This window comes from Stenotrophomonas sp. a6, from assembly GCF_030913325.1.
Classification (GTDB): Bacteria; Pseudomonadota; Gammaproteobacteria; order Xanthomonadales; family Xanthomonadaceae; genus Stenotrophomonas; species Stenotrophomonas maltophilia.
This window is the reverse complement of the sequence record NZ_CP133161.1, coordinates 1,538,218-1,552,358: the sequence shown is the minus strand read 5'-3', so window position 1 is coordinate 1,552,358 and position 14,141 is coordinate 1,538,218. Positions and strand designations below refer to the sequence as shown.

Below are 14,141 nucleotides of genomic sequence, written 5' to 3'. Positions count from 1 at the left end.
CACAAGCATTGCGAAGGTCTATCCACAGGTTTTCGCGCCCCCCGTCCACACCGGGTGTGGAAAACGCTGTCTGCTGGCCGTGTGCCCCGCACGCGCGCTACCCTTGTCTCCCCTGAATACACTGCGGTGGAAGGCGTCCGCCCCACCCGAAGCAATGAAAAGCATCGAGCATCGAGACTTCACCCTGTCGCCGGAAGACAACGAACGGCTGGCCAACCTGTGTGGCCCGTTCGACGGGCACCTGCGGCAGATCGAACTGAAACTCGGCGTGGAAATCGCCAACCGCGGCTTCGTGTTCCGCATCAGCGGGCCGAACGAAGCCATCGTCGAGGCGCAGAAGCTGGTTGAAGCGCTGTACGCCGAAGCCGGCGAAACGACCTTCGACAACCACGCCATCCACCTGCGCCTGGCGCAGGCCAATGTCGAGCAGATCGCCGAGCGCTCCTACGAAGCGCAGGAGGTGGCGATCAAGGTCAAGCGCGGCACGGTACGCGGGCGCGGTGCCAACCAGGCCCGCTACCTGCACCAGATCGCTACCCACGACATCAACTTCGGCATCGGGCCGGCCGGCACCGGCAAGACCTTCCTGGCCGTGGCCAGCGCGGTCGAAGCACTGAACGAATCGCGGGTGCAGCGGCTGATCCTGGTCCGCCCCGCGGTGGAAGCCGGCGAGAAGCTGGGCTTCCTGCCCGGCGACCTGAGCCAGAAGGTCGATCCCTATCTGCGACCGCTGTACGACGCCCTGTACGAGATGATGGGCGTGGAAAAGGTGGTCAAGCTGCTGGAAAGGAACGTCATCGAGATCGCGCCGCTGGCCTATATGCGCGGCCGCACGCTCAACGATGCGTTCGTGATCCTGGACGAAGCACAGAACACCACCATCGAGCAGATGAAGATGTTCCTGACCCGCCTCGGCTACGGCTCCACCGCGGTGGTCACCGGTGACCTGACCCAGACCGACCTGCCCAAGCACCTGAAGTCGGGCCTGCGCGATGCCATCGATGTGCTGCGCGACGTGGAGGGCGTGAGCTTCACCTTCTTCGAATCCCGCGACGTGGTCCGCCACCCGCTGGTGGCGCGCATCGTCAGCGCCTACGACCGCCGCGACCTGCATCAGATCCAACCTGGAGCAACTCCATGACCCGTGGTCCCGTGCGACTGGACGTCGCCATCAGTTATGCCCTGCCGCGTGCCGGTCTGCCGGCGGCAGTGAGCTTCCGCAGGTGGGTGGCTGCCGCGCTGAAGGGCCGCATCCGCGAGGCCGACCTGGCCATCCGCGTGGTCGACGCCAAGGAAGGCCAGTCGTTGAACCGCCACTACCGTGGCAAGGACTACGCCACCAACGTGCTCAGCTTCCCGGCCGAAGTGCCCGAAGGCCTGCCCAAGGGCGTCAAGTTCCCGCTGCTCGGCGATCTGGTGATCTGTGCACCTGTCGTAGCGCGGGAGGCCGACGAACAGGGCAAGGCGCTCAACGCCCACTACGCGCACCTGACCGTGCACGGCGTGCTGCACCTGCTCGGCTGGGACCACGAGGACGACAAGGAAGCCGAAGCGATGGAACAGCTGGAACGGGAGATCCTGGCCGAGCTGGGCATCGACGACCCCTACGCGGGCGAGCGCTGACACCGGGCCCTGTTCCGAGCCCACGCACTCACGGAAGAGGAGCGCAGCATGACCCTGCCCGCACTTGTGCTTGCCGCGCTACTGCAGTCCGGGGCAGGCCTGATGCCCGATCCTGACCGTCCCTCACCGTTCCCCGCCAGCGACAGCGAGGCCGACATCGCCGCAAAGATCGCCGAACTACGGGCGTTCTTCGGCAGCAGCGAGCGCGACACCCGCAACATCGTCGCCACTGCCCAGCAACGGGCACTGATCGAGCGCCTGGAAGCGCGGCACGCGGCACGTCTGGCCGGCATCTGGGTGGACAATGCGAGGGGCTGGAACGTTGTCGTGCGACTGACAGGCGCCGCACCCGAGGCCGATGAGACACATCCAGGGGCGGATGGCCCGCAACGTGTGCGCTACATCACCGGCGCCGCGATGACCGAAGCGGAGATGACGCGCCGCCTGCACGCACAGCAGGACTGGCTGCGGGCCCAGCTGCCCGACCTGTTCGGCCATGGCCTGGATGTCAGGACCGGGGAGCTGGAGGTGGAGCTGCGGGATACCCCAGCCAACCGCGCGACGGCGGCGGCCGTGCGTGACCACCTGCAGGCGCGACTGGGCTACCCGGTCAGGCTGCGCTGGTACCCAGCGGCCACGCGCTGGAGTCCGCCCTGACTGCGCCACGGCTGGAGTGCCAGCCATGCGCTGAGCTACTGTTCAACACCGGCCAGGACGCGGAAGGAAAAAGGATGAACCCAGGGAACAGCTTCACGACGTTTGCGATGGCCGCCGGCCTGCTCGCGGGCCTGCTGGTGCTGGGCGCTCACACCGTGCGCCGCATCAGCGCCCGCGACCCCGGCGGCAGGCACTGGCTGCTGCGCAGCCTGGCCCTGCTGTCGCCCGTGTGCCTGCTGGCCGGGCTGGCGATCGGCATGTTCGGCCCGCACTTCACAGGTAGAGCGGAACCCGCCCACCTGCCGGGGCTGTGGGAAACGTCGATGGTGCTGATACTGGTCGGTGCCTTGACCCTGCCAGTGCTGTGGCGAACGCTGCTGCAGCAGCGGCTTGGCAGGCCGGTCAATGCACTCCCGTTCTTCCACGCCAGCCGCACCTCGCTGCTGGTGCTGTTCGTGCTGGCCGTGATCTACATGAAAGTGGCCAGGACAGCCGCGGCGGAACTGATGCCCTGGCTGACCAGCCCGGGCCTGTGGCCGGCGGTGGCGCGCATCGCGGGGCAATCGATGCAGGTCGCCATGCTTGCGGTCGTGCTGACTCTCTCACTGATGGTCGTACGGCGGGCGATGACCGGTTTCCTGCGCCTTCTAAGCGGGCTGTTCCGACGCTCGCCGGGGCTATGATGGCGGCCCCTCGCCTGCGGAAACCGACCGTGTCACTGCGCTGCTGTCTGCCCCTGCTCTGTGCCCTCGCCGCTCCCTCCGCCTTCGCCACCCGCCTGGACCTGCCGGCCCTGATCGAATGCCGCCAGGGCGTGGCCGAGCAGGCCGCGCTGGCGCCGCTGCTGGCCGATCCGCTGAAGGCCGTGGCCCAGGGCCTGCAGCCGCTGCCGCAGGGCAACCAGTTCATGAGCGAGTTCCGGCTGGCCAGCCCGATCACCGTCTTCGGCCAACAGACCGATCGGGTGGCGGTGGCCGGCCCCAGCGTCATGGCCGTCCTCGACCAGGCCGACCCACGCCCGCTGGCCAAACGGCTGGAATTGGAGACCGGCTACGACCAGGACGGCAAGTTCATGGCCGGCCGCGAGCTGGTCAGCCGCGACGTGACCGACCCGAAGACCGGCGAGGCCCAGATCGAGTCGATCATCCTCAGCGTCTCCACCGTGGCCTCCCACCCGGGCAAGACCCTGGCCGGCTGCACCTACAGCCTGGACCTGCCCGAAGAGGCGCCGGCCGCGGCCGCCCCAGCCCCGGCCACCGGCAGTCACTGACAGGCCGTCACATCCTGCTAGACTTGGGTCAACGCCCGGCCTGCCGGGTGCCTTTTTTCCAGAGATGTCAGAAGACGACAGTAGTAGCTCCCCTGCGGAGCACAGTGAAAAGAAGCGCGGCTGGCTTGAACGCCTGACCTCCGCCTTCTCCGGCGAACCCCATACCCGCGACGAGCTGGTCGCAGTCCTGCACACCGCGCAGGAAGAGGGTCTGATCGCCGCCGATACCCTGAAGATGATGGAAGGCGCCATTTCGGTGGCCGAGCTGACCGTGGGCGACGTGATGATCTCGCGCTCGCAGATGGTCTCGCTGCCGGTTGAAGCGCCCTTCCTGGAACTGATGAAGCAGGTGGTCGAATCCGGCCATTCACGCTTCCCGGTGCACGGCGAGAACAAGGACGACATCCTTGGCATCCTGCTGGCCAAGGACCTGCTGCGCGGCGTGGTCGCCGACAACGGTCCGGCCAACGTGCGCGAGCTGCTGCGCCCGGCGGTCCTGATCCCGGAAGCGAAGAAACTCAACGTGCTGCTGAAGGAATTCCGCCTGTCGCGCAACCACATGGCCATCGTGGTGGACGAGTACGGCGGTGTCGCCGGCCTGGTCACCATCGAGGACGTGCTGGAACAGATCGTCGGCGAGATCGACGATGAGCATGACGAGGCCGAGGATCCCTCGGCGCAGATCGCGATCCAGTCCGACGGCCAGTACGTGGTCGACGCGCTGACCCCGATCGGCGACTTCAACGAGCGTTTCGGCGCGACGTTCTCCGACGAGGACTACGACACCATCGGCGGCCTGGTCACCGAGGCCGTGGGCCATCTGCCGGAAGTCGGTGACGAGCTGGCGCTGGACCGCTTCATGTTCCGCGTGGCCCGCGCCGATGCGCGCCGGGTACAGGCCTTCCACGTGACCGTGCTGCCGCCGGACGCGCAGGACGACGCTTGAAGCGCCGCGGCCTGATCCTCATGGTGTGGCTGGCACTCTACGTGCTGGCCTTGGCCCTGCCGCTGGCCGCCTTCGCGCAGCCAGCGCCGGCCATACCTGCCGTGCCCGCGGCCAGCGCTGAAGCCCCTGCTCCGCGCATCGGCGTGGTGACCATGCAGCCGGGCACGGTGTTCTTCGAACGCTTCGGCCATGACGCCATCGTGGTGGTCGATCCGCTCAGCGGTGAAGCGACCTCGTACAACTTCGGCTACTTCGATCCGTCCGAGGACGATTTCATCAGCCGCTTCGCGCGCGGCGACATGATGTACTACCTGGTGGCGCTGCCGCTGCAGCAGGACCTGTCGTACTACGACGAGACCGGCCGTGGCGCCAGCGTGCAATGGCTGGACCTGCGCCCGGACCAGGCGCGCTCGCTGGCCGCCGGCCTGGCCGAGCGGGCCAAGCCGGAAAACGCGCGTTACCACTACGATTACTACACTGCCAACTGCGCGACGATGGTGCGCGACACGCTGGACAAGGCACTCGGCGGCGGCCTGCAGTCGCAGCTGTCGGGGCGTTCGCGTGGCAACACCTATCGCAGTGAATCGGTCCGTCTGGCCTCGCCGGCACCATGGATGTGGCTGGGCTTCGACGTGGGCCTCGGACCGTTTGCCGACCAGCCGCTGTCGCGCTGGCAGGAAGCGTTCGTCCCGATGCGCCTGGCCGATGCCCTGCGCCAGGCACGCAACAGCGATGGCCGGCCGCTGGTGCAGTCCGAACAGGAACTGTTGCCGCACCGCATCGATCCGGAGCCGAAGGAGTTCGCACGCCGCTGGTGGCCGTGGCTGCTGTGCGGCCTGGTGATCGCCGCTGGCGTGCTGGCGCTGCGCAACCGCCCGCGCCTGCTGGCCGGGCTGGCCCTGCCGTTCTGGCTGCTGTGCGCCCTGTTCGGTGGCGTGCTGGTGTTCCTGTGGGGCTTCAGCATCCACTACGCTGCATGGGCCAACCGCAACCTGCTGCTGCTTTCGCCACTGGCCGTGCTGCTGCTGCCGGGCGCGATCGCACTGCTGCGCCGGCGCGTGCCGGGACGCATGTTCAGGATCGTGCTGTGGCTGCTGGCGGTACAGGCGGTGGCCGCGCTGGTGCTGCACTGGCTGAGCCTGCAGGCGCAGTACAACGTGCAGTGGATCGTGCTGCTGCTGCCGGTGCACATGGCACTGGCGTGGGTGCTGGCGCGTCGTCCTCACTTGTCCGAAACACGGCCCTGACGCACGATGGCGGGCATGTCATTGCCCGCCTCCGCTTCGGCCCCCGCTTCGGCCAACCCTACCTGCGTCATCAACTGCGTCCACTACGATGACGAGGGCAAGCGCCACGACATCAGCCTGGATGCCATCAGCGATGTCATTGCCAGCGGCAACGGCTTCGTCTGGGTCGGCCTGTACGACCCCAACGAAGACGTGCTGCTGAAACTGCAGGAAGAATTCTGCCTGCACGACCTGGCCATCGAGGATGCGCGGAACGCGCACCAGCGGCCCAAGGTCGAGACCTATGGCAACTCGTTGTTCGTGGTGGTGACCACCGCGCAGATGGTCGACGAACGCATCCAGTATGGCGAAACCCATGCCTTCCTCGGCCCGCGCTTCCTGGTGACGGTCCGCCACGGCGCCTCGCTTTCCTACGCGCCGGTGCGCGCACGCGTCGAGCGCGAGCCGCAGCTGCTGAAGATGGGCCCGTCGTACTGCCTGTACGCGGTGACCGACTTCGTGGTCGACAACTACCTGCCGATCGTGCACCGCTTCCGCGACACCCTGGACCTGCTGGAAAAGGACATCTTCGCCGACACCTACAAGCGCAGCACGGTGGTGCGGCTGTACGAGCTCAAGCGCGAACTGAACAAGATGCGGATGGCGGTGGCGCCGTTGCAGGACGTGCTGGCGCAGCTGCGCCGCTACCAGGGCGAACTGATTCCCGATGAAGTGAAGCTCTACGTGCGTGACGTGCATGACCATGCGGTGCGCATCAGCGATGTGATCGACACCCTGCGCGAGATGCTGGGCACTGCGCTGAGCGTGAACCTTTCGCTGGTGACACTGGCGCAGGGCGAGACGGTCAAGCGGCTGGGCGCCTGGGCTGCGCTGCTCGCCGCGCCGACGCTGATCACCAGCTGGTACGGCATGAACTTCAGTCACATGCCGGAGCTGAGCGAACCCTGGTCGTACCCGCTGATGATCGTTGGCGTGGGCGGTGTGTGCGTGGGGCTGTATCGGTTGTTCAAGCGCGCGAAGTGGTTGTAGCGCGTATCGACCAACGGTCGATACCCACCAAAAACGGTAGGCCACGACCGTTGGTCGCGGCGCATGGCCCGCTTCTGGTAGTGCCGGCCGCTGGCCGGCAACCCGGCAACCCGGCAACCCGGCAACCCGGCAACCCGGCAATGCCGGCCGGCGGCCGGCACTACCGTTCGGGATCAAGCCACGTAGACGGTCTTGATGTTCATGAACTCATGGATGCCATGGTCAGCCAGCTCCCGACCAAAGCCTGACTGCTTGCTGCCGCCGAACGGCAGCCGCGCGTCGCTCTTGACGATGGCGTTGACGAACGCCGCACCGCATTCCATGCGCTGCGCGAAGCGCTCGCCGCGTACCGGATCGCCGGTCCACACGCTGCCGCCCAAGCCGAAGCGGGTGTCGTTGGCCACGCGCAGTGCCTCGGCCTCATCCTTGACCCGGATCACTGCGGCCACCGGCCCGAACAGCTCCTCGTCATACGCCGGCATGCCCGGGCCGACCTGGTCGAGCACCGTGGCCGGATAGCCGGCATGGGTGCCGGCAATCGGCTCACCACCGATCAGCACCCGCGCGCCCTTGGACACGCTGGCCTGCACCTGCTTGTGCAGTTCGTCACGCAGGTCGGCGCGAGCCATCGGCGCCAGCGTGGTACCGCGCTCATCGGGATCGCCGTACTGGCGCTCGCCCGCCGCCTGTACAAAGCGACGGGTGAATTCATCGGCCACCGCCTCGACCACGATGAAGCGCTTGGCCGCGATGCAGGTCTGCCCGCTGTTGTCGAAGCGCGACTTCACTGCCGCGGCCACGGTCTTGTCGAGGTCGGCATCGTCGAGCACCACGAAGGCATCGCTGCCACCCAGCTCCATCACCGACTTCTTCAGCTGGCTGCCGGCATTGGAGGCGATCGAGCGCCCTGCCCGCTCGCTGCCGGTCAGCGTCACCGCCTTCACCCGTGCGTCGCGCAGCACGTCGGCGGCCTGGTCGTTGTCGATGTGCAGCACGTCGAACACGCCATCAGGCAGGCCGCCGTCACGGCACACCGCCAGGATCAGGTCGGCGCACTGCGGCACGTTGCTGGCGTGCTTGAGCAGGGCGACGTTGCCAGCCATGAACGCCGGGGCGAGGAAACGGAACACCTGCCAGATCGGGAAATTCCACGGCATCACCGCGAACACGCAGCCGATCGGCTCGTAGCGCACGTAGCTGCGCTGGGCTTCGGTATCGATCAGCTGCGGCTTGAGATAGTCGGCCGCGTGATCGGCATAGTACTCGCAGGCGGCAGCGCACTTGTCGACCTCGGCCAGCGCCTCGGCCTTGAGCTTGCCCATCTCGTGGGTCATCGCCTGCTGCAGGTCGTCGCGCCGCGTACGCAGCTGCGCGGCGATCTGGCGAAGGATGGCGCCGCGGTCCTGCAGCGAGCGATCTGCCCAGCCCGGAAATGCATCGGCAGCGGCCTGCAGGCGCTGCTCGATGTCGGCTGCGCCCATCAGTTCATGGCGGTAGGTCACCTGTCCGGTGGCCGGGTCGACGATCTCGACGGTCATGGGGGATCTCCATCTGGAAGACCCCCATTGTGCGCCGCCGGCTGTGAGCCGGGTGTTGCCGGCGTTGTCGGCAGACCGTGTGCTCAGCCGTTGTCCTGCCGCGCCAGCTGCAGGTCGCGCTGGCGCCGCTTCTCGGCGCGGGCGTTGATGTACCAGCCGATCACCGCGGCGATCGACACCGCCGACACCAGCAGCGTGGCCAACGCGTTGATCTTCGGGCTGATGCCCATGCGCACCGAGGCGAACACCTTCATCGGCAGCGTGGTCGAGCCCGGCGTGGCGACAAAGCTGGCCACCACCACGTCATCCAGCGACAGGGTGAAAGCCAGCAGCCAGCCCGCCACCAGCGCCGGCGCGATGATCGGCAGGGTGATACGGCCGAACACGGTCAGCCGGCTCGCACCCAGGTCCATCGCCGCTTCTTCCAGCGACAGATCCATCTCCTGCAGCCGCGAGGACACCACCACGGTGACGAAGCACAGGGTGAAGGTGACGTGGGCGATCCAGATGGTGGCCAGGCCGCGTGCCGGGAAGCCGGGAATCGCGCCCATCGAGGCCAGCAGCGCCATCAGCGAGAAGCCCAGGATCACATCCGGCATCACCAGCGGCGCGGTGACCAGCGCGCCGAACAGCGGCTTGCCGCGGAAGCGCTTGAAGCGGGTCATGACCATCGCTGCCAGCGTGCCCAGCACGGTGGCCGTGCAGGCAGTCCAGAACGCCACCACCAGGCTGGTCCACATCGCATCCATCAGCGCGCGGTCGGCGAACAGGTCGCTGTAGGCACGGGTGGAGAACCCGGCCCAGACCATCGCCAGCCGCGAGCTGTTGAACGAATAGAACATCAACAGCAGGATCGGCAGGTACAGGAAGGCGAAGCCGAGCAGCAGCACGCCCAGCCCCAGGCCCTTTGCGCTAAGCGGGCTCATGCCTGCTTCCCTTCCAGCAGGCGCTGCTGGGAACGGTTGAACAGCAGGATCGGCACCAGCAGCAACAGGATCATCGCCACCGCCATCGCCGAGGCGCCCGGCCAGTTGCGGTTGTTGAAGAACTCGTTCCACAGCTGGCGGCCCACCATCAGCGTTTCCGAGCCACCCAGCATTTCCGGGATCACGAATTCACCGATCGCCGGAATCATCACCAGCATGCAGCCGGCGATGATGCCCGCTTTGGACAACGGCAGGGTGATGCGCAGGAACGCCTGCCACGGCTTGGCACCGAGGTCGTAGGCCGCCTCCAGCAGGCGGTGGTCATGCTTGACCAGATTGGCGTACAGCGGGAGCACCATGAACGGCAGATAGCAGTAGACGATGCCGATGTAGGCGGCGGTCGGGGTGTCGATCAGCTGCAGTTTCGGCAGGCCCATCGACGTCATCAGCGTCTGCAGGCCGGTGAACTGCAGGAACTGGTCGAGCAGGCCATTGCGGTCCAGGATCGCCTTCCACGCATACACGCGGATCAGGAACGAGGTCCACGACGGCAGCACCACCAGCATCATCGCCACGTTGCGCGCGGCGGGCGACAGGCGCGCGATGGCATAGGCCATCGGATAGCCGATCAGCAGGGTCAGGAAGGTCGAGATCGCCGCGATCCTGATCGAGCTCAGGAACGCCTGCGCATAGATCGAATCGCGGAACAGCGCCAGGTAGTTTTCCAGGTTCAGCTTCAGCGAGAAACCGCCGTCGGCGTACTGCAGCAGCGAGGTGTACGGCGGCGAGCCGACCCGGCTGAGCGAGAAGCTGATCATCAGCACGATCAGGAACGGCACTGCGAAGAACAGCAGCAGCCACAGGTACGGAATGCCGATCACCGTGGCACGCAGCCCCGGCAGCCAGCGCTTCAGGCCGGCGGTGCTCATGAGGTGAGCACCACGCCGTCGTTGTCGCGCCAGTGCACCCACACCTCGTCGCCCCAGGTGAGGCCATCACTGGCCCAGCGCTGCGAATTGGCGAAGTTGGCCAGTACCTTGGCGCCGCTGGGCAGGCGCACGTGGTAGACCGAATGGCTGCCGAAGTAGGCGATGTCCTCGATCACGCCCTGGGCCTTGTTGGTGTGCCCTTCCGGTTCGTCCTTGCCGATCATCACCTTCTCCGGGCGCAGCGCGAACGCGACCGGCTGCCCTTCATAACCGGTGATGCCATGGGCGATGTAGATCGGCGCCGGGAACAGCGGCGAGCGTACGGTCACGTACTCCGGCAGGTCCTCGTCGATCACCCCGTCGAACAGGTTGACCGAACCGATGAACTCGGCGACGAAGCGGTTGGCCGGCTGCTCGTAGACCTCGTCCGGCTTGCCGACCTGCTGGATCCAGCCGGCATCCATCACCGCGATGCGGGTGGCCATGGTCATCGCTTCTTCCTGGTCGTGGGTGACCATCACGCAGGTCACGCCCGACGATTCGATGATGCTGACCAGTTCCAGCTGCATCTGCGAGCGCAGCTTCTTGTCCAGCGCGCCCATCGGCTCGTCCAGCAGCAGCAGCTTCGGCCCCTTGGCCAGCGACCGCGCCAGCGCCACGCGCTGCTGCTGGCCGCCGGACAGCTGGTGTGGCTTGCGCTTGCCCAGGTGGCCCATCTGCACCAGGTCGAGCATCTCGCCCACGCGCTTGCCGATCGCATCCTTGCCCAGGCCATCCTGCTTCAGGCCGAAGGCAATGTTCTGCTCGACCGTCATGTGCGGGAACAGCGCATAGGACTGGAACATCATGTTGACCGGCCGCTGGTACGGCGGCAGCGCGTCCAGGCGCTGGCCATCGAGGGTGATGCTGCCCTTGGTGGGCGTCTCGAAGCCGCCCAGGCAGCGCAGCAGGGTCGATTTGCCACTGCCGGAGCCACCGAGCAGGGCAAAGATCTCGCCCTTGCGCACGTCCAGGTTGACGTCGTCGACGGCGACGAAACCGTCGAATTCCTTGCGCAGGTCACGAATGGAGAGATAGCCGGGCGCACCGGTCGTGTCGACGACGGTGGCTACCGGCTGGGCTTCAACGGGCATGGGGGCTCCGGGAGCGGGCGGTGGACAGCGGCCGCCATTCTAACGGCCGGGGGGCCCAGGGGATATGACGGCGGCAGGCGGAAGCGGCCGCTGGCCGGCTCCGGGGGCGTTAGGAGTGTCGGTTTTCCCCCGCCATGGTGGCCTGCCCGCGCAAAGGCCCGGGCTCCCCGGGACGACCCTGCGGCCGTCCCGGCCAGACACCACAGGCGACGCCTCGATCTGCAACGTTTTTCAGAACCGGATCTGTTGAAGGCCCGGGGCATTCCCCGCGCAATGGCCCTGATCAAGGCCTTGCATGGACCCACACTGGTGATTTCCCCGGACAGCCCCTCTCCTTTCCCGCCCCGCCTGCCGGGCTCCCTGCCTGCAAGGCTGCCGCTGGTCATCATCGGCGCCGGCCAGGCCGGGTTGTCCCTCAGCGCGCTCCTGCAGGAAGCCGGCGTCGAGCATCGCGTGCTGGAGGCCGAAACCGTAGGCGCCAGCTGGCAGCGGCGCTGGGAGTCGTTCCAGACCAACACCGCCAACGCGACGATGGCCCTGCACGGCCATGCCTATGCGGGTGACGACCCGGAAGGCTTCATGGGCGCCCCGGAGGTGATCCGGCACCTCCGCGACTATGCCCACGAGCGTTCCCTGCCGATCAACGAGGGATGCGGGGTGCATCGGGTTGGGCCTGGGCCCGGTGGCTACGCCATCCACAGCAGCCAGGGGCTGATCCATGCCCGCGCGGTGGTGGTCGCCACCGGTGAATACCGCCGCGCACGGATGCCCCGGGTCCCGTTCGCGCCCGCGCCAGGCCTGACCGTGCTGCACTCGGGCGACTACCGCAGTGCCCGCCAGCTGCCCGATGGCGCCGTGCTGGTCATCGGGGGTGGGCAGTCCGGCGCGCAGATCGCCCAGGACCTGCGCGACAGCGGTCGCAGCGTGCACTGGTCACTGGCCCAGCGGCATTCGCATACCCGCCGGCTGCGCGGCAAGGACTCGATGACCTGGTGGGACATGGCCGGGCGCATCCATCAACATGTGAGTGAAGCGGCGGGCGTACTTGCCGGGGAACCGGATGCACTGCGCAAGGCCCGCACCGCAGAGTTCCCGCTTATTTCCGGCAAGGGAAACGGTGGCCTGGGCAGCTCGATCAGCCTGCTGGCGATGCACCGCGCGGGCATCAGGCTGCTGGGCCGGTTGCAGGGCTTCGATGGAAACGTCGCCCGCTTCGCCGATGTGCGCCCGCAGCTGCGTACCGCGATCGAGGCCACGCAGGCCGAGTACGCCTATCTTGATTCGCTGGCCAGCGCGTACTACGCCACGCGTCCCGAGCCACGCACCGACGATGCCCGCTACATTCCGGAGGAGGTCTATCTGCACTGGGAACCGGACGCATCCCCGCGCGAACTGGATCTGCAGGCGGAAGGCATCCGCTCGGTGGTGCTGGCCACCGGCTTCGTCGCCGAATGGCCCTGGCTCGACGTACCGGGCGCGCTGGATTCACATGGCTACCCGCTCGGCGACTTCGGTGTTTCCCCGCAACCGGGGCTGTTCTTCATCGGCATGCACAACCTGCAGCGGATGAGTTCATCGTTCCTGTGCAACGGCGGTCGCGATGCGCGCGACCTGCTGCCTGCCATCCTGCGGCACCTGGGCCGAAGCGGGAGTACCGGCATCGACCCAGGGTAAGGCAGCCGCCGGGCATGACCCGGCGGCACCAGGCCGGCTCAACGGCCGGTCTTCACCTCGGTCCACAGCCGGGTGTAGAGCTTGTCGGTCTCCGGCGTGTTGATCGAGTACGTGAACATCTTCGCGGCCACGTCGGCCGGCGGGTAGATGGTCGGGTCGGTACGGATCGCCTCATCCACCAGCGGGGTCGCGGTCGGCACCGGGTTGGCGTAGTGGATGAAGTTGGTGTTGGCCGCGGCAACCTTCGGCTGCAGCAGGTAATTGATGAAGGCGTAAGCGGCCTCCGGATGCTTGGCGTCCTTCGGGATCGCCAGCATGTCGAACCACTGCGGGGCGCCTTCCTTCGGGATCGAATAGGCCACGTGCACGCCATTGCTGGCTTCCTCGGCGCGGTCGCGGGCCTGGATGATGTCACCCGACCAGCCGACCACCAGGCAGGTGCCGCCATTGGCCAGCGAACCCACGTACTGCGAGGAGTGGAAATTCTGCACGTACGGTCGGATCGACTTCAGCAGGTCGGCCGCCTTCTGCAGCTCGGCCGGGTCACCGCTGTGCGGGTCCAGGCCCAGGTAATGCAGCGCGATCGGGATCATGTCGGCCGGCGTGTCCAGGATGGTCACGCCGCAGTCCTTCATCTTGCTGATGTTCTCGGGCTTGAACACCAGGTCCCAGCTGTTGGCGATGTCGGTGCTGCCACCGAAACGCTGCTTCAGCATCTCCACGTTGTAGCCGATGCCGGTGGTGCCGATCATGTACGGCACGCCGTACTGGTTGCCCGGGTCCTGGGTGGCGATGCGCTTCATCACCGCCGGATCGAGATTGGCCAGGTTCGGGATCTTGCTCTTGTCCAGCGGCAGGAACACACCGGCCTGGATCTGGCGACCGAAGAAGTTCAGGGTCGGCACCACCACGTCGTAGCCGCTGTTGCCGGCCAGCAGCTTGGTCTCGACCATCTCATCGCTGTCGAACACATCGTAGGTCACCTTGATGCCGCTCTCCTTCTCGAAGGTCGGGATGGTGTCCTCGGCGATGTAATCGCTGTAGTTGTAGACGTTCAGGACCTGGCTGTCCTGCGCGCCGCCATTGCCACCGCCACAGGCGGCGAGCATGGCGGAGGCCAGGCCGAGCGTGAGGATACGCAGCTTCATCGGGTGCTCCAGAATGCGGGA

The 14,141-nt window shown here is 66.9% G+C and carries 14 protein-coding genes; 9 read left to right on the top strand and 5 right to left on the bottom strand.

What is annotated here, in order from left to right; translation table 11 throughout:
• Window positions 1-154 precede the first annotated feature (154 nt).
• The 8 genes from Q9Q79_RS07120 to Q9Q79_RS07085 all read left to right on the top strand — a co-directional run bounded on the left by Q9Q79_RS07120 (window position 155) and on the right by Q9Q79_RS07085 (window position 6,772).
• Window positions 155-1,141 carry a PhoH family protein gene (locus Q9Q79_RS07120; RefSeq protein WP_201861739.1) on the top strand — a complete coding sequence of 329 codons (987 nt, stop codon included), beginning with the start codon at window positions 155-157 and terminating at the stop codon, window positions 1,139-1,141.
• A complete protein-coding gene (gene ybeY, locus Q9Q79_RS07115; RefSeq protein ID WP_012479661.1) occupies window positions 1,138-1,623 on the top strand; it encodes an rRNA maturation RNase YbeY in 486 nt (161 codons plus the stop codon). The genes Q9Q79_RS07120 and ybeY overlap by 4 nt, the downstream gene beginning before the upstream one ends.
• A gap of 48 nt (window positions 1,624-1,671) precedes the next feature.
• Complete coding sequence (locus Q9Q79_RS07110; RefSeq protein WP_201861737.1) at window positions 1,672-2,280, top strand: hypothetical protein; 609 nt, start codon at window positions 1,672-1,674, stop codon at window positions 2,278-2,280.
• Between the two features lie 74 nt (window positions 2,281-2,354).
• Window positions 2,355-2,963 (top strand): hypothetical protein, encoded by a 609-nt coding sequence (locus Q9Q79_RS07105; RefSeq protein ID WP_065183365.1) that lies wholly within the window; start codon window positions 2,355-2,357, stop codon window positions 2,961-2,963.
• The gene (locus tag Q9Q79_RS07100) at window positions 2,963-3,550 is read left to right on the top strand and encodes a hypothetical protein (protein WP_201861736.1); all 588 of its coding nucleotides are present in this window, start codon (window positions 2,963-2,965) and stop codon (window positions 3,548-3,550) included. Before Q9Q79_RS07105 ends, Q9Q79_RS07100 begins: the two co-directional genes overlap by 1 nt.
• A gap of 64 nt (window positions 3,551-3,614) precedes the next feature.
• On the top strand, window positions 3,615-4,496 hold the full coding sequence (locus tag Q9Q79_RS07095; protein WP_005408827.1) for a transporter associated domain-containing protein: 882 nt from the start codon (window positions 3,615-3,617) through the stop codon (window positions 4,494-4,496).
• Window positions 4,493-5,743 (top strand): DUF4105 domain-containing protein, encoded by a 1,251-nt coding sequence (locus tag Q9Q79_RS07090; RefSeq protein WP_154329328.1) that lies wholly within the window; start codon window positions 4,493-4,495, stop codon window positions 5,741-5,743. The genes Q9Q79_RS07095 and Q9Q79_RS07090 overlap by 4 nt, the downstream gene beginning before the upstream one ends.
• 6 nt (window positions 5,744-5,749) lie before the next feature.
• Window positions 5,750-6,772 carry a magnesium and cobalt transport protein CorA gene (locus Q9Q79_RS07085; RefSeq protein ID WP_005408825.1) on the top strand — a complete coding sequence of 341 codons (1,023 nt, stop codon included), beginning with the start codon at window positions 5,750-5,752 and terminating at the stop codon, window positions 6,770-6,772.
• Between the two features lie 173 nt (window positions 6,773-6,945).
• On the opposite strand, the gene Q9Q79_RS07080 is transcribed toward Q9Q79_RS07085, so the two are convergent.
• The 4 genes from Q9Q79_RS07080 to potA all read right to left on the bottom strand — a co-directional run bounded on the left by Q9Q79_RS07080 (window position 6,946) and on the right by potA (window position 11,298).
• Window positions 6,946-8,310: an NAD-dependent succinate-semialdehyde dehydrogenase gene (locus Q9Q79_RS07080; protein WP_049417555.1), complete on the bottom strand. Its 1,365-nt coding sequence runs from the start codon at window positions 8,308-8,310 to the stop codon at window positions 6,946-6,948.
• Between the two features lie 83 nt (window positions 8,311-8,393).
• Window positions 8,394-9,236 (bottom strand): ABC transporter permease subunit, encoded by an 843-nt coding sequence (locus Q9Q79_RS07075; RefSeq protein ID WP_201861733.1) that lies wholly within the window; start codon window positions 9,234-9,236, stop codon window positions 8,394-8,396.
• Complete coding sequence (locus tag Q9Q79_RS07070; RefSeq protein WP_201861732.1) at window positions 9,233-10,165, bottom strand: ABC transporter permease subunit; 933 nt, start codon at window positions 10,163-10,165, stop codon at window positions 9,233-9,235. The genes Q9Q79_RS07075 and Q9Q79_RS07070 overlap by 4 nt, the downstream gene beginning before the upstream one ends.
• Window positions 10,162-11,298 carry a polyamine ABC transporter ATP-binding protein gene (gene potA, locus Q9Q79_RS07065; RefSeq protein ID WP_005408821.1) on the bottom strand — a complete coding sequence of 379 codons (1,137 nt, stop codon included), beginning with the start codon at window positions 11,296-11,298 and terminating at the stop codon, window positions 10,162-10,164. Before potA ends, Q9Q79_RS07070 begins: the two co-directional genes overlap by 4 nt.
• 273 nt (window positions 11,299-11,571) lie before the next feature.
• On the opposite strand from potA, the gene Q9Q79_RS07060 reads away from it, so the two are divergent.
• On the top strand, window positions 11,572-12,972 hold the full coding sequence (locus tag Q9Q79_RS07060; RefSeq protein ID WP_062607543.1) for an NAD(P)-binding domain-containing protein: 1,401 nt from the start codon (window positions 11,572-11,574) through the stop codon (window positions 12,970-12,972).
• 38 nt (window positions 12,973-13,010) lie between these two features.
• On the opposite strand, the gene Q9Q79_RS07055 is transcribed toward Q9Q79_RS07060, so the two are convergent.
• A complete protein-coding gene (locus tag Q9Q79_RS07055) occupies window positions 13,011-14,120 on the bottom strand; it encodes a polyamine ABC transporter substrate-binding protein (RefSeq protein ID WP_005408819.1) in 1,110 nt (369 codons plus the stop codon).
• Window positions 14,121-14,141 lie beyond the last annotated feature (21 nt).